The sequence below is a fragment of the Geobacter anodireducens genome, assembly GCA_001628815.1.
GTDB lineage: Bacteria > Desulfobacterota > Desulfuromonadia > Geobacterales > Geobacteraceae > Geobacter > Geobacter anodireducens.
In genome coordinates, this window is sequence record CP014963.1 from 1,326,724 (window position 1) to 1,347,337 (window position 20,614).

Sequence of the window (20,614 nt, forward strand, 5' to 3'; positions counted from 1 at the left end):
CGCCCTGCGGGGCGTCTCTGCCATTTTTGACGGATGACAGAAAACACATCACATCGAATCATGATCGTGGCCGGCGAGGCCTCGGGCGACCTCCACGGGGCCGGGCTGGTCAGGGAAGCGCTCCGTCTTGACCCGACCCTCTCTTTCTTCGGCATCGGGGGCCCCCGCATGCGGGAGGCCGGGGTGGAGACCCTGGTGGACTCCTCGGAGATGGCGGTGGTGGGTATCGTGGAGGTACTGGCCCACATCGGGGTGATCTCCCGGGCCTTCATGACGCTCAGGCGGGTCATCGCTTCGAATCCGCCCGATCTCCTGATTCTCATCGACTACCCTGACTTCAACATGCTGCTTGCCCGGGTGGCCCGGCACCACGGCGTCAAGGTGCTTTACTACATCAGCCCCCAGGTCTGGGCCTGGCGGACCGGGCGGGTCAAGACCATCGGTCGGCTGGTGGACCGGATGGCCGTGGTGTTTCCCTTTGAGGTGCCCTTTTACGAACGGGCCGGGGTGCCGGTCAGCTTCGTGGGCCATCCCTTGGCGGACCGGGTGCGCCCGACCATGGGGCGTGACGAGGCCCTGGCCTCCTTCGGGCTCGATCCGGGGCGGCGGGTGGTGGGGCTCTTCCCCGGCAGCCGCCGCGGGGAGATTGCCAAGCTCTTCCCGGTAATCCTCGAAAGCGCGCAGTTGTTGCGGGAACGCTATCCCGGCATCCAGTTCATCCTGCCGCTGGCATCGAGCCTCACCGACGGGGACATTGCTCCCCAACTGGAGGCATCGGGCCTTGACGTGACCGTGGCCCGGGACCGGGTGTACGACGTGATGCAGGTGTGCGATGCCATCGTGACCGTGTCCGGCACCGTGACCCTGGAGATCGCCCTCATGGGCGTGCCCATGGTGATCATCTACAAGGTGTCCCCGCTCACCTACCAGGTGGGTAAGCGGCTCATCCGCGTGGACCACATCGGGATCTGCAACATCGTGGCCGGCGCGCGGGTGGTGCCGGAACTGATCCAGGACGAGGCATCGGCCGACCGGATCGCCGCCGAGATCGGACGCTATCTGGATGATTCCGCCTATGCCGAGAAAACCCGCGCCGGGCTTGCCATGGTCAAGGAAAAGCTCGGTACCGGCGGCTGCTCTGAACGGGTGGCGGGAATCATTCTGGAAATGCTCGGAAAGCAGGTCTAATGGAAACCTTCAAGCGCATTCTGCATTACAGCAAGCCCTACTGGTGGCGGATCGTCATCTCCATGGCAGCGTCACTCTGCGTCGGCGGTACCGATGCGGCCATCGCCTGGATGGTGGAGCCGCTGCTGAAGAAGATCTTTTCCGAAAGGGACATGACGATTTTCATCCTCGTCCCTGTGGCCCTGATTATCGTCTTCCTGTTCCGCGGGGTGGCACGGTTCCTCCAGGGCTACTATGTCCAGACCGCAGGTCAGCTGGCCATCCAGGACATCCGCAACGAGGTGTACCGCAAGCAGGTAGGGCTGCCCCTGCGCTATTTCACCGATAATCCCACCGGGACCCTCATGTCCCGGATCATGAGCGACGTGGGCCAGATGCAGCAGGGGGTAGCAAATATCGTCACGAGCCTGTTGCGAGACGGCGTGACCGCCATCGGCCTGCTGGGCGTCATCTTCTACCGCAACTGGCAGCTGGCGCTCATCACGTTTATCGTGCTCCCCCTTACGGCCGTTCCGGCCCAGAAAATCGGCAAGAGGATCAAGAATCTGGCAAAACAATCCCTGGGCCAGATGGGTGAGATCACGAGCATTCTCCAGGAGACGTTCTCCGGCATCAAGGTGGTCAAGGCATTCCGTCAGGAGAAGAGCGTTGTGGACCGGTTCAGCCGGACCAATTTCGGCCTGTACCGCTACCTGCGCAAGAGCATAAAATACGAATCGCTTCACACGCCCATCATGGAGATCATCACTTCGTTCGGAGTGGCGGGGGTGATCTGGTTCGGCGGCAGCCAGGTCATGGACGGCAAGATGACGGCGCCCGAATTCTTCTCTTTCCTGACCGCCATGGTGATGCTCTACGGCCCGATCAAGAAGGTCCTCAGCGCCTACAATACGGTTCAGCAGGCCATGGGGGCGGCCGAACGGGTTTTCGAGGTAATCGATCATCCAACGGACATCCAGGACCCGCCCGATCCGGTGGAGCCGGGAACGGTACGCGGCTCCGTGGAACTGCGCAATGTCTCGTTCAGCTATGACGATGAGGAGGTGCTGCGCGACGTATCGTTCACGGCCGGGCGGGGCGAGGTGGTGGCGCTGGTGGGGCCCTCGGGCGCCGGGAAGACGACGGTCATGTCGCTCATTCCCCGGTTTTACGATGTGACCGGCGGTGCGGTGCTCATCGACGGGATCGACGTACGGCGCTTGCGCTGGATGACCTCCTTTGCCAGATCGCCCTGGTGGATCAGGAAACGATCCTGTTCAACGAAACCATCGCCAACAACATCAGGCTCGGCAACTCCGATGCCTCCCTGGAGGACGTGGAGCGCGCGGCCCGGTCTGCCTTTGCCCACGACTTCATCATGGAGATGCCCGAGGGGTATGACACAAACATCGGCGACCGGGGCGTGCGCCTCTCCGGTGGTCAGCGGCAGCGGCTCTGCATCGCCCGGGCCATTCTCAAGAATGCGCCGATTCTCCTTCTGGACGAGGCCACCAGCGCCCTTGACACCGAAAGCGAGCACATGGTCCAGCAGGCCCTGACCAATCTGATGAAGAACCGGACCACCCTTGTGATTGCCCACCGGCTCTCCACTGTTCTCCATGCGGACCGGATCGTGGTCATCGACAAGGGTGAGGTGGTTGAGGTCGGGACCAACGACGAGTTGTTGGCGCGCGACGGGCTCTACCGCAAGCTCTACGACATGCAGTTCAAGTGAAAGGCCGGGACCGGTCCCGGGTTTGACGGCCGACCGGTCGGGGATGGCGTTTCGATGGTCTTTCTTGTGTACGACATACTGCTGCTCCTGCTGTCGCCCGCGATTATCGCCCACCACGCCTGGCGGACGGTGAGCCGGGGGAGGAGTTTCGCCGGGTTCGGCGAGCGGTTCGGGTTCATCGCGCCGGAACGGCTCATGCCCGTTGCGGGCAAGAGACCCATCTGGGTCCACGCGGTTTCGGTGGGTGAAACCATGGCGGTGAAACCCCTGCTGCGCGAGCTGAAACATCGGTATCCCGAGCGGCCCGTTGTGCTCTCAACCGTGACCGAGACCGGACGCTCTGTTGCCGAGAAGATCGCCGAGGCGGATCTCGTCGTCTACTTCCCCTTTGATTTCGGCTGTGCCGTGTCTCGCGCACTTCGGCTCGTGTCACCGTCGCTGGTCATTGTGGTGGAGACGGAGATCTGGCCCAATTTCCTGCGCTACGCCCGTCGGATGGCAATCCCCGCCGTCATGGTCAACGGCCGTATCTCGGACCGCTCCTTTCCGCGCTACCTCCGGTTTTCATGGTTTTTTGCCCCGCTCCTGGCAAAGCTGTCCGCCCTCTGCATGCAGAGCGAGGAGGATGCCCGCCGCATCGTGGCTATCGGTGCGCCGGCGCACCGGGTGTTCGTGACGCGCAACCTCAAGTACGACCTCCCCGTGAGAACCCTGAGCCCTGCGGAACGCGAGGAATTGCACCAGCGTTACCGTCTCCCACCGGACGCCCTCGTCATCACTGCCGGAAGTACCCATGCCGGTGAGGAAGAGGCCGTGGCGGACAGCTATGCCCGCCTTGTCCGGGAGCGGCCAGGGCTGTTCCTGGTGCTCGTGCCCCGGCACCCGGAGCGTGCCGCTGAAGTAGGAACGATGCTGCAGGGCAAAGGGATTCCCCATGTGCGTCGTTCCGCCCTTGATGGGGCGCCTGAACCGGCAGCCGGCGGAGTTCTGCTGGTGGACACCATCGGCGAGCTCATGAACCTCTATGCCCTGTCCGACCTGGTCTTCGTGGGGGGAAGCCTCGTGCCCGTGGGAGGGCACAACCTGTTGGAACCTGCGTCGGTCGGAGCCCCGGTCCTGTTCGGCCCCCACATGCACAATTTTCGGGAGATAACGGCCCTGGTCCTGGCAGCCGATGCGGGCGAGCAGGTTGAGGACCGAGCCGGCCTGGAGGATGCCCTGCGGCGGCTCCTGAACGACGAGCCCCGCCGACTCGCCATGGGAGAGCGCGGCATCCGCCTCATGACAGAGCAGGGGGGGGCCGCCTCCCGCCACCTGGAGATCATCGGGCGCCTGCTTGTCACGGGGAGCGGCGAGTGAGTTGCACAGGGTACTGGCGAAAACTGGCTTCCGGTGAAGAGCGCGGCGCGGGTGCCCGGCTTCTCGGCGCGGCCCTCGCCATCCCTGCCGTCCTTTATGGACTGGTGGTCCGGCTCCGGGCACTGGCCTACGCCAACGGACTGTTTGCGGTCAGGCGCCTGGACCGTCCGGTGATCTCCGTGGGCAACCTGACCGTGGGGGGCACGGGCAAAACCCCCATGGTGGCGTACCTGGCGCGCCGGCTCATGGCGCGGGGCAAGCGGGTTGCGGTCATCTCGCGGGGGTACGGCGGGTCGCTGGAAGGCGAAGCACGCATCGTTTCCGACGGGCGTACGGTCTTGCTCACCGCTGCCGAGGCGGGGGATGAACCCGTGCACCTGGCAACGTCGGTGCCCGGGCTCATGGCGGTCATCGGCGCGGACCGTTACGCAGCCGGTCTCCTGGCGCTGGAACAGCTCGATCCGGACGTCTTCATTCTGGATGACGGCTACCAGCACCTCCGGCTCCACCGGGACCTGAACATCCTGCTCATGGATTGCCGCCGGCCCCTCGGCAACGGCCGGACCTTGCCGACGGGGCTGCTCCGGGAACCGCGGGCGGCCATCCAGCGGGCCGATCTGGTGGTCTACACCCGCTGCACCGGTGGCGAAGCCCCGGCGGTTCACGGCATGGTCCCTTCGTGCCGGGCCGGTCACGCACTGACGGGGGCGGCTCTTCTTCCCGATGGAGAGGTGCAGCCGTTAGGAGCCCTGCGCGGCCGCAGAGGGGTTGCCTTTGCCGGCATCGCCGAGCCGGAGGGTTTTTTCGAGGCCCTTCGCAGGGAGGGGCTGGATATCGTGGCGACCATTCCCTTTGCCGATCACGCCTCTTACGGTGAGCGAGAGGTGAACATGCTGCGGGAAGCGGCCACGGGTGCCGATTACCTGGTCACCACCGGCAAGGATGGGGTCAAGCTGTCTGCCCATCTGGCGCGCCTGCTGCCGGTCTACGCCACAGTGCTCGAAATGCGCCCGCTGGATCCCGGTCCCCTTGAAGCGGCCCTGGACAAAGTGCTTTAAAAGGAATTTACGCTATGGCATTATCTATCGAATTATTCGAAATACTGGCATGTCCCCGCTGCACCGGGGAGGTGAAACCGGTCAATAACGGTTCGGCCCTTGTCTGCGAGGCATGCCGCCTCAGGTTCCCCGTGCGGGACGATATCCCTGTGATGCTCCTCGACGAGGCTGAGCCCATCGGGGACCGGTGAACGGGGCAGGGGACCGGTACACGCTTTGGATATACGGCAGGAGACAATCGGCAGCATTCTCGTCCGATCCACCAACTGGATCGGCGATGCGGTGATGACCACACCGGCGCTGCGGGCAATTCGCGAGAGCTTCCCGAACGCCCGGGTGACGGTATTGGCCAATCCGTTGGTGGCACCGCTGTTCACCGGTCACGGAGCCGTGGATGACGTCATCATCTATGACCGAAAAGGTGCGCATGCCGGCCTGCGGGGCAAAATGCGGCTTGCCCGTGACCTGCGAACCCGGCGGTTCGATCTGGCGATTCTGCTGCAGAATGCCGTTGATGCGGCGCTCATCGCCTGGCTTGCCCGGATTCCCCGGCGCATGGGATACCGGACCGATGGCCGCGGGCCGCTTCTGACCCACGGAGTTGCGGTTGACGGCGCCACGCGCCTGCTCCATCACGTGGAATACTACCTGGCCATGCTCGCCCGTTTCGGGGTCACCACCCGTGATCGGCATCTTGAACTGGCCACAACGGCCGACGAGGATGCCGCCATGGCAGAACTTTTGGCAGGGCACGGAATCGGGGCTCGCGATGCCCTCCTCGGCATCAACCCCGGCGCCTCGTACGGCGCGGCCAAGCGGTGGTATCCGGAGCGCTTTGCCGCCGTGGCCGACGAGCTGTCCCGCCGCTGGGGTGCGCGGGTCGTGGTGACCGGCGGGCCGGGTGAAGCGGCCATTGCCGCCGACATTGCCGCGGCCATGACCACCCCCTGTGTCGTCATGGCGGGGAAGACATCGGTACGGGAGCTCATGGCGCTCATCAAACGCTGCGATTTCTTTATCACCAACGACTCGGGCCCCATGCACATTGCGGCGGCCTTCGGCGTCCCGCTCGTGGCCGTGTTCGGCTCCACGGACCATGCGACCACCTCGCCCTGGAGCGAACGGGCCGTCATCGTGCGTCGCGACACCGACTGCGCCCCGTGCCTGCTGCGGGAATGCCCCACCGACCACCGGTGCATGACCGCAGTGACGACGGCCGAGGTGGTGGAGGCCGCGGAACGGCTCCGGGCAGGCCGTCAAGCACTACCATCCCAGGGAGTATCGTGATGGCCAGACCCAGGCTGTATATCGATGAATTCGTCGGCATCACCAACCGCCTCGAAACCCTGCCGCTCGCCTTTGCCATCCAGAAGGAATACGGGCACGAGATCATTCTGGACTGGAGCGAGCTGGATTCGTTCAGCGTGGCCGGGACCCGCCGGGCAAAGCTCCGCTTCTGGCAGAAGCCGGGGGCGCTCCGGGTTCGCAACTGTGATGCCGCCCAGTTCGCCACCCTTGGCGGCAAGAAGATCATCCTCCGTTCCTTGGACGGCCCATCGGACAAGCTGGACCCCATCTATCTGGACGTGGCGTCCCGCGTAACAATTGCGCCGCATCTGGCCGATGCCATCAGGCGGACCTTCGCGCGGGCCCAAGGGAGGCCCGTGGTGGCCGTGCACATCCGCCACGGCGACTACCGGATCGTGGACGAGTCGCGCTACGATCCCCTTGCCTGCGAGTGGCCGGCAGTCCCCCTCTGGTGGTATGAGGCGGTCATGGAGCGGATCGCGTTCAAGCAGAAGGATGTCAGCTTCTTCCTCTCCTGCACGGGGGATCCGGCGACCTACGAGACGCTCCACCGCCGGTTCGACGTGTTCACCCTCGACGTGACGTCACCCTATGACTACAAGGGGCCCGATCACGACTCGCGGGTGAATCCCGTGGCAGACCTCTTTGCCCTGGCCTGCTGTCCCGTGATGCTGGCAACCCCCCTGTCGGGTTATTCCCACTGGGCTGCCAACGCCCTCGGTATCCCGGCCGTCTGCATCATCCCCCGGGCGGGCGCCACGCCGGACAATCCCCTCATGGGTGCGCTCAGGCTCTACGGCAAGCGGCTGCCGGCCTGGCGGACCGCCGGCAGGGAGGAGGGTGCCGAACCCATCAGCGATGACTTCGAGGGGGTCGACCTGACCGGCACGGCGGATACCTCGTGGCTGTAACTGATTTTCCGGCAGACAAAGGAGAGAACATGGCGAAGGTTTCCGTTTACATCATAGCCTACAACGAGGAGCAGAAGATCGAGCCGGCCCTGCAGAGCGTCACCTGGGCCGACGAGATCGTGGTGGTCGACTCCTTCAGCACCGACCGGACGGCTGAGATCGCCCGGAAGTATACCGACAAGGTCGTCCAGGTTCCCTTCGAAGGGTTCGGCAAGCTGCGCAACAGCGCCATAGCCGCCACGTCCCACGAATGGATCTTCAGCCTCGATACGGACGAGCGCTGCACCGAAGAGGCCAAGAACGAGATTCTCGCCATCATCGACAGCCCCGATGCCCTGGACGCCTACTACGTGCCGCGCCGCAACATCTTCATGGGGCGCTGGGTCAGGTATTCCGGCTGGTATCCCGACTATCGCCAGCCCCAGCTTTTCCGTCGCGGCGCCCAGGTCTTCACGGACGAGGTGGTGCATGAGTCGTTTACCACCATCGGCCGGGTCGGCCACATGAAGAATGCCATCTGGCAGATTCCGTTCCGCAATTTCGAACAGATGATTTCCAAGATCGACCGCTATTCCACCCTGGGCGCGGCCAAGATGGCCGCCAAGGGGGTACGCCCCGGCATGGGCAAGGCGCTCTTTCACGCACTGTTCGCCTTTTTCAGGATGTATATCCTGCGGCGCGGCATCCTCGACGGCTGGGCCGGTTTCGTCATCGCCCTCTACACCTTCGAGGGGACGTTCTACCGGTACGCCAAACAAGTGGAGGCGGCACGCGGCTGGGTCATGACCCGGCCGGAAGAACTCGAACGGTAAATTCCACGGCCCGCTGAGATGCTTTCCATGGACAGGAACACCGGCACCGGCAGCAGACTGACCGTCCTTTTCGTCGAGTCGTCCAAAAATTTTGGCGGCCAGGAGCGGCGCATTGTCCACGAGGCGCGGCTGTTGAGGGATGCCGGGCACCGTCCCCTCATCCTCTGTCCTCCCGATGCGTTGCTCTGTGCACGGGCGCACGCGGCAGGACTCATTGCAGCCGGCGTGCCCATGCGCAACGCGATGCACCCGGTTGCCATCCGCTCCCTCTGTACCGTTATCCGCCGGGAGGGGGTGGATGTCATCTATTCCCACTCGGCAAAGGATTCATGGCTCGGCGGAATCGCTTCCCTTCTCACCGGAGTTCCGCTCGTCCGCAGCCGGGAACTCCTGAACCCCATCAAGCGGGCCGTCTCCTACAACCTGCTGCCGAAACGGGTGCTTGCCTGCAGCAATGCGGTGCGGGAGCATCTGATCGCCAGCGGTGTAGACCCTCGCAAGGTGTACGTGCAGTACCCGCCCGTGGCTACGGCGCGGTTCGCCTCGGTTGCCGACGAGGAGCGACTGAAGACCAGACGTGATCTGGGGCTCAACGGTCACTTCCCCGTCATTGCCTGTGTGGCAGGGTTCCGTGGTGAGAAGCGCCAGGAAGACCTGATTCGGGCCATGGCGCTGATCCGCTGCCCTTTCCCGACGGCACGGCTCGTTCTTGCCGGGAGCGGCTGGTATGTGGCCAACCTGCGGGGCTTCGCCGAGGAGGCCGGGGTGGCGGACCTGGTGGATTGCCCCGGCGAGCGTGAGGACGTGCCGGCGCTGCTGGCGAACACCGACGTGTTCGTGCTTCCCTCATCCCTGGAGCCCTTCGGCATGTCGCCGGTGGAGGCCATGGCCGCCGGCGTGCCCGTGGTGGTGACCCGCACCGGCGGGCTCGCCGAGATCGTAACGGACGGCGTGGACGGGATTCAGGTGCCCGTGGGCGATCACGGTGCCATCGCTGCGGCAGTCATCCGGATCTGCAGCGACAGGCAGCTCCGTGACCGGCTTGCGGCCGCAGGCCTGCGGCGCGCCTCCGACTTTGATGAAGCACGGGCCATCAAGGGGCTTCTCGGCCATTTCAACGACGTCATCGCCCGAAGGATCTGAGCATATCGTGACAGCATCACCCGCCTCCATACTCATCATCAATATCCGGCTCATCGGCGATGTCATCCTGACCACGCCGCTCGTCGGCATCCTGAAAAATGCATTCCCTGACGCAGCCATCGACTTTCTGGTGAACCGGGGTACCGGCGAGTTTCTGGAAAAGGACCCGCGGGTCAGGCGGGTCATCTATTCGGAGAAGGGCTCGGTTGCTGCCGGTGGGGGGCGTGAAGGCGGCTACCTTGGAGATATCTTCAGGCGCTACGACCTCGCCATCACCATGAACGCCTCGGATCGGGGGAGTGTTGCCGCCCTGCTGGCGGGAACAAAGACACGGGTCGGTTTCTTCGTGGGCGAGAGGTGGTACACGCGCTTGTGGAAGCGGCTTCTGTTCGATCACCTTATCCCCATGCCGTATAGCACGCATGTGGCCTTGCTCAACAAACTGGTGGCCAATGCCCTCGGGGTTGAAGTCGGGCAACTCCGGGTTACCATTTACTGGGATGGGGAGGATGAAGCGCGTGTCGATCAGTTCCTGGCGCACGCCGGGGTGACCGGGCCGTTTTTCGTGATTCACCCTTTTGCCCGCTGGCGTTATAAGTACTGGCAGATGGAGCGGATAGCCGCCCTGAGCGACCGTGTTGCGGAGCGATACGGGCTCTGCCCCGTCTGGACGTCATCGCCCTCGAAGGAAGAAGTAGCCCTGCTGGAGTTGTGGGCAGGCCAGTGCCGGTACCGGCCGGCCCTGGTAAAGGGCGAGTTCAGTCTCAATCAGATGAGTTGCCTTCTGAGCCGCAGCTCCCTCTACCTCGGCCTCGACACCGCCATAACCCATCTGGCCGCGGCAGCCGGGGTGCCGCTGGTGGCCTGTACGGGCCAACCATCGGGGAGCGCTGGTCACCGTGGAACAATGACGGGCCCCTGGCCCAGCAGTGCCCCCTGCCGAGGGGCGTTCAGCGGAACGGCCATATCGTCCTCCTGCAGAAGGAGTATCCATGTATCCCGTGCGGCAAGGCCGGCTGCGACGACGCGGGGGGCGAGAGCCCCTGCATGCTCGGGATCGAAGTGGATGAGGTCATGGATGCCGTTGCCTGTCTCGAAGAGAATTTCGCGCCAAGGATGACCACGTGAAAACAGAAAACAGGCACTGGCTCATCCTGTCGTATTTTTCGAGAATCGACGGCATGGCCTGTGCCCAGCACATCGACGACCGTCTGCCCTATCTGCGGAAAAGCGGCATCTCGCCCATCATGCTCACCAGCGTATGCGCAACACGGCACGAGGGGCTGGTTCACCGGCGAGTTCCATCCGTGGCACCCTCGGGCATCCGTTACGAGCTTCGCCACCTGCGCCGCCGGAGCCGGGTCGCAAAGGTGCTGGCGCCGCTTATCAATGTACTGTCCTTGCCGTTCTATCTGATCGAAAAAATCATAGTCGATCTCGACAGCCAGTGGTCCTGGTTCCCTCTGGCAGCGTGGCGCGGCCGTGCGCTCTGCCGGGAGTTCGCGCCGGAGCTCATTTATTCGACCGGCGGTGCATCGAGCGCGCACGTGGCCGCGTTCATCATCTCGCGAATGACCGGCATCCCTTGGATTGCCGAATTGCAGGACCCCCTGGTGTATGGCGATTCGACGCGAAGCCGGCGGGCTCAGCGGCTCTACGGCGGTATCGTCTCCCTCATGTGCAGGCATGCGTCGGCCGTCGTTTTCCTCACGGAAGAGGCGAGACGGCGTGCCGCGGCCTCGACGGAACTGGGGGACAAGGGACGGGTGATCTATCCGGGTGCTGACCCGGCAATAATGCCGGATGCCCCCTATCAGCGGGGGGAGCGCTGCTGTTTCGCCCATTTTGGTTCATTGGGAGGCACCCGAAACCTCCGGGTGTTTTTGCAGGGCTTGCGGTTGCTCTTCGAGGAACGTCCCGAGCTTGCCGGGCTCATCCATGTCGATCTCTACGGGACCGCCGATCGGACAACCATCGAAGATATTCGCGCATTTCCCTATCCCGGGGTCATCAGGAATTTCGGACGGATTCCCCGGAAAGACTCCTTGATCGCCATGAAGCGGAGCGATGTGCTTCTGCTCATCCAGAACACCGACAGCATCTCCACTGAAACGATTCCGTCAAAGGTGTATGAGTATCTGCATGCGGGGAGGCCGATTGTGGGGCTGGTGCATGAAAACGAAGAGCTTCAATCAATGCTCGTGCAGTATGGGCACCATGGGGTTTCTGCTGATGATCCGGCGTCAGCCCGGTGGGGAATCCATGCCAGCTATGAACAATGGGCTAAGGATGCTTTAACGGCGGGCACTATATCGAGTTACACCGTCGAATCCGCGGTTTCCAGGCTAGTAGCCGCATGTTCGGATTTGAAATCGCGAGGCGAGGATGACTGATGCGGTTGCTGCGCCCCTTTGACGTCGCTCCTGCTGTCAAGAAACGGCGATAACCGCTCGTGCCGGCATCGCCAAGGATACGCTTGGTTGGCAGTATATGAGCGCTCTGAACGGAACCGGTTTGCTGTTTACAAATCTCATTGACTGTTTTTATAAAGTTTGTTGGAGGAGCAATGTCTAAAAGGTACGGGCTATGCGACAAGTTCCGGTTTTTCAGACGGAAGCTTCATCGGCACCAAAACTTTTTCAACAGAAAAAATGAAGTGTCTCTGTTGACAGGGCTCTTTTTCGACGCTCGGGGTGAACGGGTTATTTTTGGAGGCGCAGAGCGCTATATTATCAACCTGGGAGAACTGCTTGAGAATGAATTCGGAAAGAGTCTGACCGTATATCAGCGGGGAGCCACTTATGAGCCATGGGTGCGCCAGTATCAAAATATAACTGTAATAGGCTTGCCAGTGGGTGGTAAGTACAAGTTTCTGAATCATGTTTTTCATAGGCTTGTTGCCCCTGCCGATCTAACTATCTATAATCAGCTTGATCTGGCAATTCCTTATTGTCATAACCCGGCCATTGCCATATCTCACGGTATTTATTGGGATTCACCCCAGGCTGGGGAAGCAAAGAAGAGGCGAATGATCAAGCATTATATTGCAGGATTGCGTAACGTTAACACACTGATATCAGTAGATACAACAACACTCCATTTTTTTAGGGGAACGATTGATTGCCGTTTTGTTAATGGAAAATCTCATTATGTTCCTAACTTTGTTGATACAGAGATTTTTCATCCTTCAAAGGACCTCTCGACATCTTCCGGCTTGACAATAACCTATCCGAGGCGTCTCTACGAGGCCCGCGGCTTCTTCCTAATGGCTGAAGCAATGGATCTCCTTTTAGATCGTTATACGGATATTACATTGTGTTTTGCCGGTGAAATAGACAATGAGAAGGTTCGTAGAGAATTGGACCGCCTGATTTCCAGCTATCCGGGGCGGATATCCTACTGCCTTACTGACTTTGACGACATGGCAACAGTGTACCGCACAAGCGACGTAGTTGTAATCCCGACGCTTTACAGTGAGGGCACTTCCCTTTCCCTGCTGGAGGCCATGGCAAGCGGCTGCTGCGTTGTTGCTACTGATGTAGGTGGTTTGACCGATTTGGTTATAGATAATTATAACGGAGTTCTTTGTGAGCCTACCGTTGCAAGCTTAACTGAAGCATTGGCCGAAGTAATCGAGGATACTGAGAAACGTGCACGCTTGGCTGCATGTGCCAGGGAAACGGCGGTCGCTTCATTCGGTAAGCAACGCTGGCAGCAGAAATGGCGGGATATTCTTAAGGCCCATTTAGATGTGTGAATCAGTTGGGGTCTGCTTCAATAATCCAGGAGTGTTGACAATTGCCTATGAGAGAGCCAGATAATACTGTTGCTATTGTAAAGTGTCCCTTATGCGGAGGCCAATCCTTAAGGACTGCGCAGCGTTTGGGTGGATTTGAGCTTTTCTTGTGCAATGCGTGCAATTACCGTTTCGCGTATGACGCTTTTAATGTCAAGGTTGATTATAATCAACTCTATGAGAGCATGGATTACCTTGCTGAACAAGTGAATCCTATTGAGCAAGATTTTGAAGCTGAGAACTTCGCTTTACATCCAACCTATCGGCCCTTCTTTGTACAAGTTGCATGCTGGCCGGGAGCGACCCTTCTGGACTTCGGCTGTGGAGTTGGACGTTTCTGTCATGCTGCTGCCTCGGTGGGCTGGAGTGTAAGTGGTATCGATACGTCTGAGCAGGCCATAAGCGTCGGAAGGCGCAAGGCTGCGTTCCCTCTTCGGTATGGAACGCTGGATGATGAGCTCAGTAGAGGCGTGACCTACGATGCGCTTACCGCCTTTGAAGTCATGGAGCACGTGCCCGACCCAGTGGGCACACTAAAAAAGATGGCGCGGCTCTTGCGTCCGGGAGGCCACATCTTTGTTACCGTTCCCAATTGGGATAGCCCGGAAATCCGGAACGCTGTCAGGCCCGACCTAATTCCTCCAGTTCACGTTGGATTCCATCAGAAGCGCTCGGTCAAGGTCATGCTCGAAGCTTCTGGGTTTCGTAATGTCGTACTAGGTGAAATCGGAGGGTTTGAGCGAAAGCCGGGTTTTCGAGGGCTCTTAAGCTTTATCGTCAGGAAGTGTCGAGGGAAGATACTCCCTCCGATTGGAGTGTGGGGCCATGCTCGAAAATAATTCCATGGTGCGCGTTGCAATGGTTACCTGCACGATGCATCCAGGAGGGCTCGAGACGTATCTCCTGAGACTGGGCGGATATCTCAAGAGTAAAGGGTATCAGGTAGATATCATAACCACGGCAGATAAAGGCCCATGGTTTGGGCTTATCAGGGAAAGAGGGATTGGCAGCAAGCATTTTCAACAACCCAGGAAGCGCTGGAGGCGCCTTCACGCCATAAAGGTTGCCGTTAAACTTGCCTTGGCAAGATATGATGTCATTTTCACGAACCATGCTTCTCCTGCTCAATACTCTGTCTCACTTTTGCCAGACAGAGTCGTGGTTATTCCCGTTGTCCATAATCATCATGACGAAGTTTACAGAGTTGCCGGCCTTAATGCGGGTGCATGTAATGTGGCGGTCACGGTGAGCCCTAAACTGTATGAAACTTTCAGGCAGAAGTATCCTCATAGTAAAGCCCTGTGTATCCCACATGGGATAGACGTGCCGCCGGCTGAGATCCTTTCAGGCCGCTTGCCTCATACGTTTCCGCTGGAATTGATTTTTGTCGGTCAACTGGCCCATGATCACAAAGGCGTTTTGTTCCTTCCCGACATTGTCAAGGGCTGCCTCGCCCATGGAGCCGATGTGCGTCTCACGGTGATTGGAGGCGGACCCGATCGCGAAAGGTTGGAGAGTAAAATAAGAGAGCTCCAGTTGGAGAAGTATATTGTCTTAAAGGGAGTCATTCAGCCGGACGAAATTTACCATTATTTCACTCGTTCACATATCCATCTGATGCCCTCATTTTTTGAGGGATTAGGGCTCGTTTTGCTGGAGAGCCAAGCAAATGGTTGTGTTCCTGTTGCCAGTCATCTCCCAGGAGTCACTGACACGGCGCTGGTAGACGGCGTTTCTGGTTTTCTTGTCAAGACTGGTGCCGTCGAGGAGTTCGTTCACGCTATTTTGCTGCTCTATAACGATCCTCACAAGTGGACCGCAATGAGTCACGCCGCCGCAACGTATGTGCGCCGGCATCGCTCAATAGACAAAATGGGGGAGAAGTACGTTGCGTTGATTCAGGAATGCCTCGCAGGGGAATATCCTTTGGCGAAATCACGCAAGCGGCAAATGATGTCGCTTTTTGGCAGAGTTCCTGCGGCATTGTAGGGGACGAACCGGAAGTAATGTCTGTCGTACAGTTCAAACGTAAGAGCAAATAACAGCTCAAGGGAAGAAAAAATGACGTCTGTTCTCTCCATTTTCGGCACCCGTCCCGAAGCCATCAAGATGCGCCGGTGGTGCGGGAGCTCCAGCGCCGTCCGGACCGGTTCCGCAGCCTTGTGTGCGTCACGGCCCAGCATCGCCAGATGCTCGACCAGGTGCTCGATCTGTTCGATCTCCGTCCCGATTTCGACCTCGACATCATGAAGCCGGGCCAGGATCTCTACGATGTGACGGCCAACGTGCTCCTGGGCATGCGGAATGTGCTCAGGGAGGTGACCCCCGATATCATCCTCGTCCACGGCGATACCACCACGACCATGGCGGCGGCCCTTGCCGGCTACTACGCGCGCATCCCGGTGGGGCACGTGGAGGCGGGGCTGCGGACTCATAACAAGTTCGCGCCGTTCCCCGAGGAGATCAATCGGCAGGTGGCGGGGGTGGTGTGTGATCTCCATTTCGCCCCGACTGAGCAGGCGCGGGCAAACCTGCTCAGGGAGGGGGTTGCCGATTCGGCGATCGTCGTTACCGGCAACACGGTGGTGGATGCACTCCTTTCCATCGTCGACCGCATCGGGCATGACGACAAGCTGACCCGGGAGATGGAGGCCCGATTTTCGTTCCTCGATCCGGCCCGGCGCCTGGTGCTCGTCACCGGCCACCGGCGCGAGAATTTCGGCGAAGGGTTCGAGAACATCTGCCGCGCCCTGGTGGAGCTTGCCCGCCGCCACGACGACGTGGAAATCCTCTACCCGGTGCACCTGAATCCCAATGTGCAGGAACCGGTGAAGAGAATCCTCGGCGGGGAAGGGGCAGCCAACATCCACTTGATCGATCCGCTCGACTATCTTCCCTTTGTGTACGCCATGAACCGGGCTCACCTGATCATCACCGATTCCGGCGGGGTGCAGGAAGAGGCGCCCTCCCTTGGCAAGCCGGTCCTGGTCATGCGCGAGACGACCGAGCGGCCCGAGGCGGTGGCCGCCGGAACGGTCAGGCTCGTGGGGACGGATTTCGACCGGATCGTTGCCGAGGCCACGCTGCTTCTGTCCGACGCAGAGGCCTACGGGGCCATGAGCCGCGCCCACAACCCCTACGGCGACGGCCGGGCCGCCGGCCGGATCGCGGCCGCGCTGGAGGCGTGGGGAACAGCGCGTCGTGCCGGCGCCTCTGCCGATTGAGGTCCTGTCATGCCGCTCCGTGTACTCATCGTCAAAGTATCCGCCCTGGGGGATGTGATCCACGCCCTGCCCGTACTCGACTATCTCCACCAGGTTTCCCCCGGCATCGCGATCGACTGGGTGGTGGAGGAGGGGAACCGCGATATTCTTGAGGGACATCCGCTGCTGCGCCGGCTCCATGTGGTCCGGACCAAGGCATGGCGGCGCGATCCGCTCTCCGACACCACGCGCACCCAGATCGCCACTGTTCGGCGGGAGCTGCGCGAAGCGGCCTACGATATCGCCTTCGATCTGCAGGGGAACATCAAGAGCGGCCTCATAGCGTGGCTTTCCGATGCCCGGCGCCGCTACGGTTTCGACCGGGACGGCGTCCGGGAGTCGCTGAACCTGTACTTCACCACCAACCAGGTGCCGCTCCGCCGCCAGGACCACCACATTTCCAGTCGCGCGCTCAGGGTGGTCAGCGTTCCCTTTGGCCGGGACTATGCCGGGATGAAGTTGAGCACCGACATTTACACGTCGCCGGAGGATGACGAGGCCGCCGAGGTGTTCCTGGCAACCCTCGACGACGGCTTTGTTTTGCTCTTCCATAACGGCACCACCTGGACCACGAAGCTCTGGCACGAGGAAGGGTGGATCGCGCTGGGGACCAGGGCGATTCACATGTTCCCCGATGCCACGATCCTCCTCTCCTGGGGCAACGATCAGGAGAAAAAGGCTGCCGAGGCCATTGCCGCGGGGATCGGACGCAGGGTTCGAGTCCTGCCCAAGCTGACGCTCAAAGGGTTCTGCGCACTCCTCAAGAAGGTCGACGTGGTGGTGGGAGGAGACACGGGGCCGGTCCACATGGCAGCCGCGGTGGGAACGCCCACGGTCTCCTTCTTCCGCGCCACCGATGGCAGCCGCAACGGTCCCCGGGGGGATCAGCACGTGATCGTCCAATCTCCCCTCGACTGCACCGCCTGCCTGCGCAAGTCGTGCGACAGGGATGCTCCCTGCCGCGCCAGTATCACCGCCGACGCCCTCATGGGCGGTATCGCCCGGCTCCTTGCGACCCCCTTTCCATCAACCGGGTGATGTGCTACACTGCACCTCTTTCGCAATCACGCGTTAAATCAAAAGGATAGCGTGCATGGCTTCGATACTCGTCACCGGCGCAGCCGGGTTCATCGGTTTTCATCTTACGAAACGCCTTCTTGACTGGGGCGATCGCGTGGTGGGGCTCGACAACCTGAACGACTATTATGACGTGAACCTGAAGCTGGACCGGCTCCGCCAGTTGGAGGGGCGCGAGGGATTCAGCTTCGTGCGGGCTGGCCTGGCAGACCGGCCGGTCCTGGAGGACCTCTTTGCCGGCCAGCGTTTCGACGTGGTGGTGAACCTGGCTGCCCAGGCCGGGGTCCGCTACTCCATCACCAATCCCCACGCCTACGTGGACAGTAATCTGGTCGGCTTCATCAACATCCTGGAGGGGTGCCGGCATCACGGGGTGAAGCACCTGGTCTACGCATCGTCCAGCTCTGTCTATGGTGCCAATACGGCAATGCCGTTTTCGATCCACCACAACGTGGATCACCCGGTTTCCCTGTATGCCGCCACCAAGAAGGCCAACGAGCTCATGGCCCACACCTATTCGAGCCTCTACGGGCTGCCCACCACGGGCCTGCGCTTCTTCACGGTCTACGGCCCCTGGGGGCGGCCCGACATGGCCCTCTTCCTCTTTACCAAGGCAATCCTCGAAGGCCGGCCCATAGATGTCTATAATTTTGGCAAAATGCAACGGGATTTCACTTATATAGACGACATCGTCGAGGGGGTGGCGCGGGTCATGGACCGCACGCCGGAGCCCAATTCCGCCTGGAGCGGGGCCCGACCCGATCCCGGCACGAGCTACGCTCCTTATCGCATCTACAACATCGGCAACAACAACCCGGTCGAGCTCCTCGCGTTCATTGAAGCCATCGAACAGAACCTGGGGATCACCGCACAGAAGAATCTGCTTCCCCTGCAGGCGGGTGACGTGCCCGCCACCTACGCCGACGTGGATGACCTGATGAACGACGTGGGGTTCAAGCCGGCCACTCCCATCGGAGAGGGGATTGCGCGGTTCGTCGAGTGGTACCGGGGATACTACGGCGTCTGACGCCGTAAGAGGAGGACGTATGCCTGTTCTGGTCACCGGCGGTGCCGGCTATATCGGAAGCCATGTGGTCCGCCAGCTCTCAGAGGCCGGCTATACGGTGGTGGTCTACGACAATCTTTCCACCGGCTTCCCCGATGCCCTTGTCCATGGGGAACGGCTCGTGACGGGAGATTTGTCCGACACCGCCCGGCTCGACGCGCTCTTCGTGGAATACGGCTTTTCAACGGTGCTTCACTTTGCCGCCTCCATCGTTGCGCCGGAGTCGGTCACCGCTCCGCTCAAGTATTACGGCAACAATACGCGAAATACCCTGAACCTTCTCGGTGCCTGCGTGAAGCACGGTGTCGAGCGGTTCATCTTCTCCAGCACCGCGGCGGTCTACGGCATACCGGACAGCGGCGTGGCCGCCGAGGAGAGTGCCACCGTGCCCATCAACCCCTATGGCACGTCAAAGCTCATGAGCGAGTGGATGCTGCGCGATGTCTGCGCCGCCCACGGCATGCGCTCGGTGGCCCTGCGCTACTTCAACGTGGCAGGCGCCGATCCCCAGGCCCGCATGGGGCAGAGAACCCCGGAGGCGACCCACCTCATCAAGGTTTGCTGCCAGGCTGCCCTGGGGCTGCGGGACAAGGTGTGCATCTTCGGTACCGACTATCCGACTCCGGACGGCACCGGCATCCGGGACTACATCCACGTGGAGGACCTTGCCTCTGCCCATCTGGCCGCCCTGTCGTACCTGGAAAAGGGTGGCGAGTCGACCCGCATCAATGTCGGCTATGGACGCGGATCCAGTGTCCGGGACGTGATCGACATGGTGCGCCGGGTGTCGGGAGTTCCGTTCCCTGCCGAGGAGGCTCCCCGGCGGCCGGGCGACCCACCCAGCCTCGTGGCCCGGGCGGATCGCGCCAGGACGCTCCTCGGCTGGACTCCCCGCTACGATGACCTTGAAACCATCGTTGCCGATGCCTGGCGCTGGGAAAAGAAAATCAGCGGCAACTAGTGGCCGGTTGCAGTGGCGCACGCGATCCCCTTATCTTAGTTCACACAGATGGAGCATTCATGATCAAGAGCATGACAGGTTACGGCAAGTCCGTGGTCGAAACCGATACCGGGCGCACCATTGTCGAAATTCGTTCGGTGAACCATCGTTACGGCGAGGTTTACGTCAAGATGCCGCGCACGCTTCTCGCCTTCGAGAATGACGTGCGCAAGACGGTGGGCGACCGGCTCAAACGCGGCAAGATCGAGGTTTTCGTTCAGCGGGAGGAGGCGGTGGGGGGAGAGAACCTGCCCAGCGTCAATGTTCCTCTGGCCAAGTCCTATCGGGATGCCTTCGAGCAACTGAAACGCGAACTCGACCTTACTGATCCCGTGACGCTGCCGCTCATCCTGTCCCAACGCGATGTCCTGTCCGCCCGGGAAGAGGACGGCAACGAGGACGCCCTGCGCGGTGAACTCCTCGGGGCCGTGCGCGGAGCCGTGGAAGCCATGGAGGCCATGCGCCTGCGGGAGGGAGAGGCGCTGCTCGCGGACCTGACGGCGCGGCGCCGGACCCTGTCCGACATCATCGAGCGGATTGCGCTGCGCGCGCCGGCCATGGTTGCCGAGTATGCCGCCCGCCTGCGTGAACGGTTGACGCAACTGCTGAGCGGAACCACGCTGGACGAAACCCGCTTCGCCCAGGAAGTCGCACTGATGGCCGACCGCAGCGACATTACCGAGGAGCTGGTCCGTTTCCGCAGTCACCTGGTCCAGTTCGACGACACCCTCACGCTGTCCGAACCGGTGGGGCGCAAACTCGACTTCCTGATGCAGGAGTTCAACCGCGAGGTGAACACTATCGGTTCCAAGGCGGGAGATGCGGACACCGCAGCGCTGGTGGTGGAGCTCAAGGCCGAGTTGGAGAAGATTCGCGAGCAGGTCCAGAATATCGAATAGCGTTTGCCATGAGCGGGGTC

17 protein-coding genes and 3 pseudogenes are annotated in these 20,614 nt (G+C 61.2%); 19 read left to right on the plus strand and 1 reads right to left on the minus strand.

Going from position 1 to position 20,614, the window contains the following annotated elements:
* The first annotated feature begins 33 nt into the window (after positions 1–33).
* The 11 genes and pseudogenes from A2G06_06030 to A2G06_06080 all read left to right on the plus strand — a co-directional run bounded on the left by A2G06_06030 (position 34) and on the right by A2G06_06080 (position 11,886).
* Positions 34–1,188: a lipid-A-disaccharide synthase gene (locus tag A2G06_06030; GenBank protein ANA39954.1), complete on the plus strand. Its 1,155-nt coding sequence runs from the start codon at positions 34–36 to the stop codon at positions 1,186–1,188.
* A pseudogene (locus A2G06_06035) lies at positions 1,188–2,902 on the plus strand (ABC transporter permease). Before A2G06_06030 ends, A2G06_06035 begins: the two are co-directional and overlap by 1 nt.
* Before the next feature lie 54 nt (positions 2,903–2,956).
* A complete protein-coding gene (locus A2G06_06040; GenBank protein ANA39955.1) occupies positions 2,957–4,261 on the plus strand; it encodes a 3-deoxy-D-manno-octulosonic acid transferase in 1,305 nt (434 codons plus the stop codon).
* The gene (locus A2G06_06045) at positions 4,258–5,319 is read left to right on the plus strand and encodes a tetraacyldisaccharide 4'-kinase (GenBank protein ANA39956.1); all 1,062 of its coding nucleotides are present in this window, start codon (positions 4,258–4,260) and stop codon (positions 5,317–5,319) included. Before A2G06_06040 ends, A2G06_06045 begins: the two co-directional genes overlap by 4 nt.
* 14 nt (positions 5,320–5,333) lie before the next feature.
* Positions 5,334–5,510 (plus strand): hypothetical protein, encoded by a 177-nt coding sequence (locus A2G06_06050; protein ANA39957.1) that lies wholly within the window; start codon positions 5,334–5,336, stop codon positions 5,508–5,510.
* Between the two features lie 25 nt (positions 5,511–5,535).
* Positions 5,536–6,606: an ADP-heptose--LPS heptosyltransferase gene (locus A2G06_06055; GenBank protein ANA39958.1), complete on the plus strand. Its 1,071-nt coding sequence runs from the start codon at positions 5,536–5,538 to the stop codon at positions 6,604–6,606.
* Positions 6,606–7,538 (plus strand): hypothetical protein, encoded by a 933-nt coding sequence (locus A2G06_06060; protein ANA39959.1) that lies wholly within the window; start codon positions 6,606–6,608, stop codon positions 7,536–7,538. The genes A2G06_06055 and A2G06_06060 overlap by 1 nt, the downstream gene beginning before the upstream one ends.
* A 29-nt stretch (positions 7,539–7,567) precedes the next feature.
* A complete protein-coding gene (locus A2G06_06065) occupies positions 7,568–8,350 on the plus strand; it encodes an alpha-L-glycero-D-manno-heptose beta-1,4-glucosyltransferase (GenBank protein ID ANA39960.1) in 783 nt (260 codons plus the stop codon).
* Between the two features lie 27 nt (positions 8,351–8,377).
* On the plus strand, positions 8,378–9,493 hold the full coding sequence (locus A2G06_06070) for a glycoside hydrolase (protein ANA41609.1): 1,116 nt from the start codon (positions 8,378–8,380) through the stop codon (positions 9,491–9,493).
* Between the two features lie 7 nt (positions 9,494–9,500).
* A pseudogene (locus A2G06_06075) lies at positions 9,501–10,621 on the plus strand (heptosyltransferase).
* A 53-nt stretch (positions 10,622–10,674) separates the two neighbouring features.
* Complete coding sequence (locus A2G06_06080; protein ANA41610.1) at positions 10,675–11,886, plus strand: hypothetical protein; 1,212 nt, start codon at positions 10,675–10,677, stop codon at positions 11,884–11,886.
* A 191-nt stretch (positions 11,887–12,077) separates the two neighbouring features.
* On the opposite strand, the gene A2G06_06085 is transcribed toward A2G06_06080, so the two are convergent.
* A complete protein-coding gene (locus tag A2G06_06085; GenBank protein ANA39961.1) occupies positions 12,078–12,383 on the minus strand; it encodes a hypothetical protein in 306 nt (101 codons plus the stop codon).
* A gap of 324 nt (positions 12,384–12,707) precedes the next feature.
* On the opposite strand from A2G06_06085, the gene A2G06_06090 reads away from it, so the two are divergent.
* The 8 genes and pseudogenes from A2G06_06090 to A2G06_06125 all read left to right on the plus strand — a co-directional run bounded on the left by A2G06_06090 (position 12,708) and on the right by A2G06_06125 (position 20,594).
* Positions 12,708–13,250, plus strand: coding sequence for a hypothetical protein (locus A2G06_06090; GenBank protein ANA39962.1), 543 nt, complete (start codon positions 12,708–12,710; stop codon positions 13,248–13,250).
* Positions 13,251–13,375: 125 nt separating this feature from the next.
* Positions 13,376–14,128: a hypothetical protein gene (locus A2G06_06095; protein ANA39963.1), complete on the plus strand. Its 753-nt coding sequence runs from the start codon at positions 13,376–13,378 to the stop codon at positions 14,126–14,128.
* A gap of 628 nt (positions 14,129–14,756) precedes the next feature.
* Positions 14,757–15,278 (plus strand): hypothetical protein, encoded by a 522-nt coding sequence (locus A2G06_06100; GenBank protein ID ANA39964.1) that lies wholly within the window; start codon positions 14,757–14,759, stop codon positions 15,276–15,278.
* A 72-nt stretch (positions 15,279–15,350) separates the two neighbouring features.
* Positions 15,351–16,513 (plus strand): annotated as a pseudogene (locus A2G06_06105) (UDP-N-acetyl glucosamine 2-epimerase).
* 9 nt (positions 16,514–16,522) lie between these two features.
* The gene (locus A2G06_06110; GenBank protein ANA39965.1) at positions 16,523–17,590 is read left to right on the plus strand and encodes an ADP-heptose--LPS heptosyltransferase; all 1,068 of its coding nucleotides are present in this window, start codon (positions 16,523–16,525) and stop codon (positions 17,588–17,590) included.
* Between the two features lie 55 nt (positions 17,591–17,645).
* A complete protein-coding gene (locus A2G06_06115) occupies positions 17,646–18,656 on the plus strand; it encodes a capsular biosynthesis protein CpsI (protein ANA39966.1) in 1,011 nt (336 codons plus the stop codon).
* Positions 18,657–18,675: 19 nt separating this feature from the next.
* Positions 18,676–19,656, plus strand: a complete 981-nt coding sequence (locus tag A2G06_06120; GenBank protein ANA39967.1) for a UDP-glucose 4-epimerase GalE — start codon at positions 18,676–18,678, stop codon at positions 19,654–19,656.
* Between the two features lie 59 nt (positions 19,657–19,715).
* Positions 19,716–20,594 carry a hypothetical protein gene (locus A2G06_06125; protein ID ANA39968.1) on the plus strand — a complete coding sequence of 293 codons (879 nt, stop codon included), beginning with the start codon at positions 19,716–19,718 and terminating at the stop codon, positions 20,592–20,594.
* Positions 20,595–20,614: the final 20 nt, after the last annotated feature.

What these genes read in the sequence shown, in the direction of transcription:
- A2G06_06030 (ANA39954.1), top strand. Translation starts at nt 34, where the DNA reads ATGACAGAAAACACATCACATCGAATCATGATCGTGGCCGGCGAGGCC.
- A2G06_06040 (ANA39955.1), top strand. Translation starts at nt 2,957, where the DNA reads ATGGTCTTTCTTGTGTACGACATACTGCTGCTCCTGCTGTCGCCCGCG.
- A2G06_06050 (ANA39957.1), top strand. Translation starts at nt 5,334, where the DNA reads ATGGCATTATCTATCGAATTATTCGAAATACTGGCATGTCCCCGCTGC.
- A2G06_06060 (ANA39959.1), top strand. Translation starts at nt 6,606, where the DNA reads ATGGCCAGACCCAGGCTGTATATCGATGAATTCGTCGGCATCACCAAC.
- A2G06_06065 (ANA39960.1), top strand. Translation starts at nt 7,568, where the DNA reads ATGGCGAAGGTTTCCGTTTACATCATAGCCTACAACGAGGAGCAGAAG.
- A2G06_06070 (ANA41609.1), top strand. Translation starts at nt 8,378, where the DNA reads ATGGACAGGAACACCGGCACCGGCAGCAGACTGACCGTCCTTTTCGTC.
- A2G06_06080 (ANA41610.1), top strand. Translation starts at nt 10,675, where the DNA reads ATGGCCTGTGCCCAGCACATCGACGACCGTCTGCCCTATCTGCGGAAA.
- A2G06_06085 (ANA39961.1), bottom strand. Translation starts at nt 12,383, where the DNA reads ATGAAAAACATGATTCAGAAACTTGTACTTACCACCCACTGGCAAGCC.
- A2G06_06110 (ANA39965.1), top strand. Translation starts at nt 16,523, where the DNA reads ATGCCGCTCCGTGTACTCATCGTCAAAGTATCCGCCCTGGGGGATGTG.
- A2G06_06115 (ANA39966.1), top strand. Translation starts at nt 17,646, where the DNA reads ATGGCTTCGATACTCGTCACCGGCGCAGCCGGGTTCATCGGTTTTCAT.
- A2G06_06120 (ANA39967.1), top strand. Translation starts at nt 18,676, where the DNA reads ATGCCTGTTCTGGTCACCGGCGGTGCCGGCTATATCGGAAGCCATGTG.
- A2G06_06125 (ANA39968.1), top strand. Translation starts at nt 19,716, where the DNA reads ATGATCAAGAGCATGACAGGTTACGGCAAGTCCGTGGTCGAAACCGAT.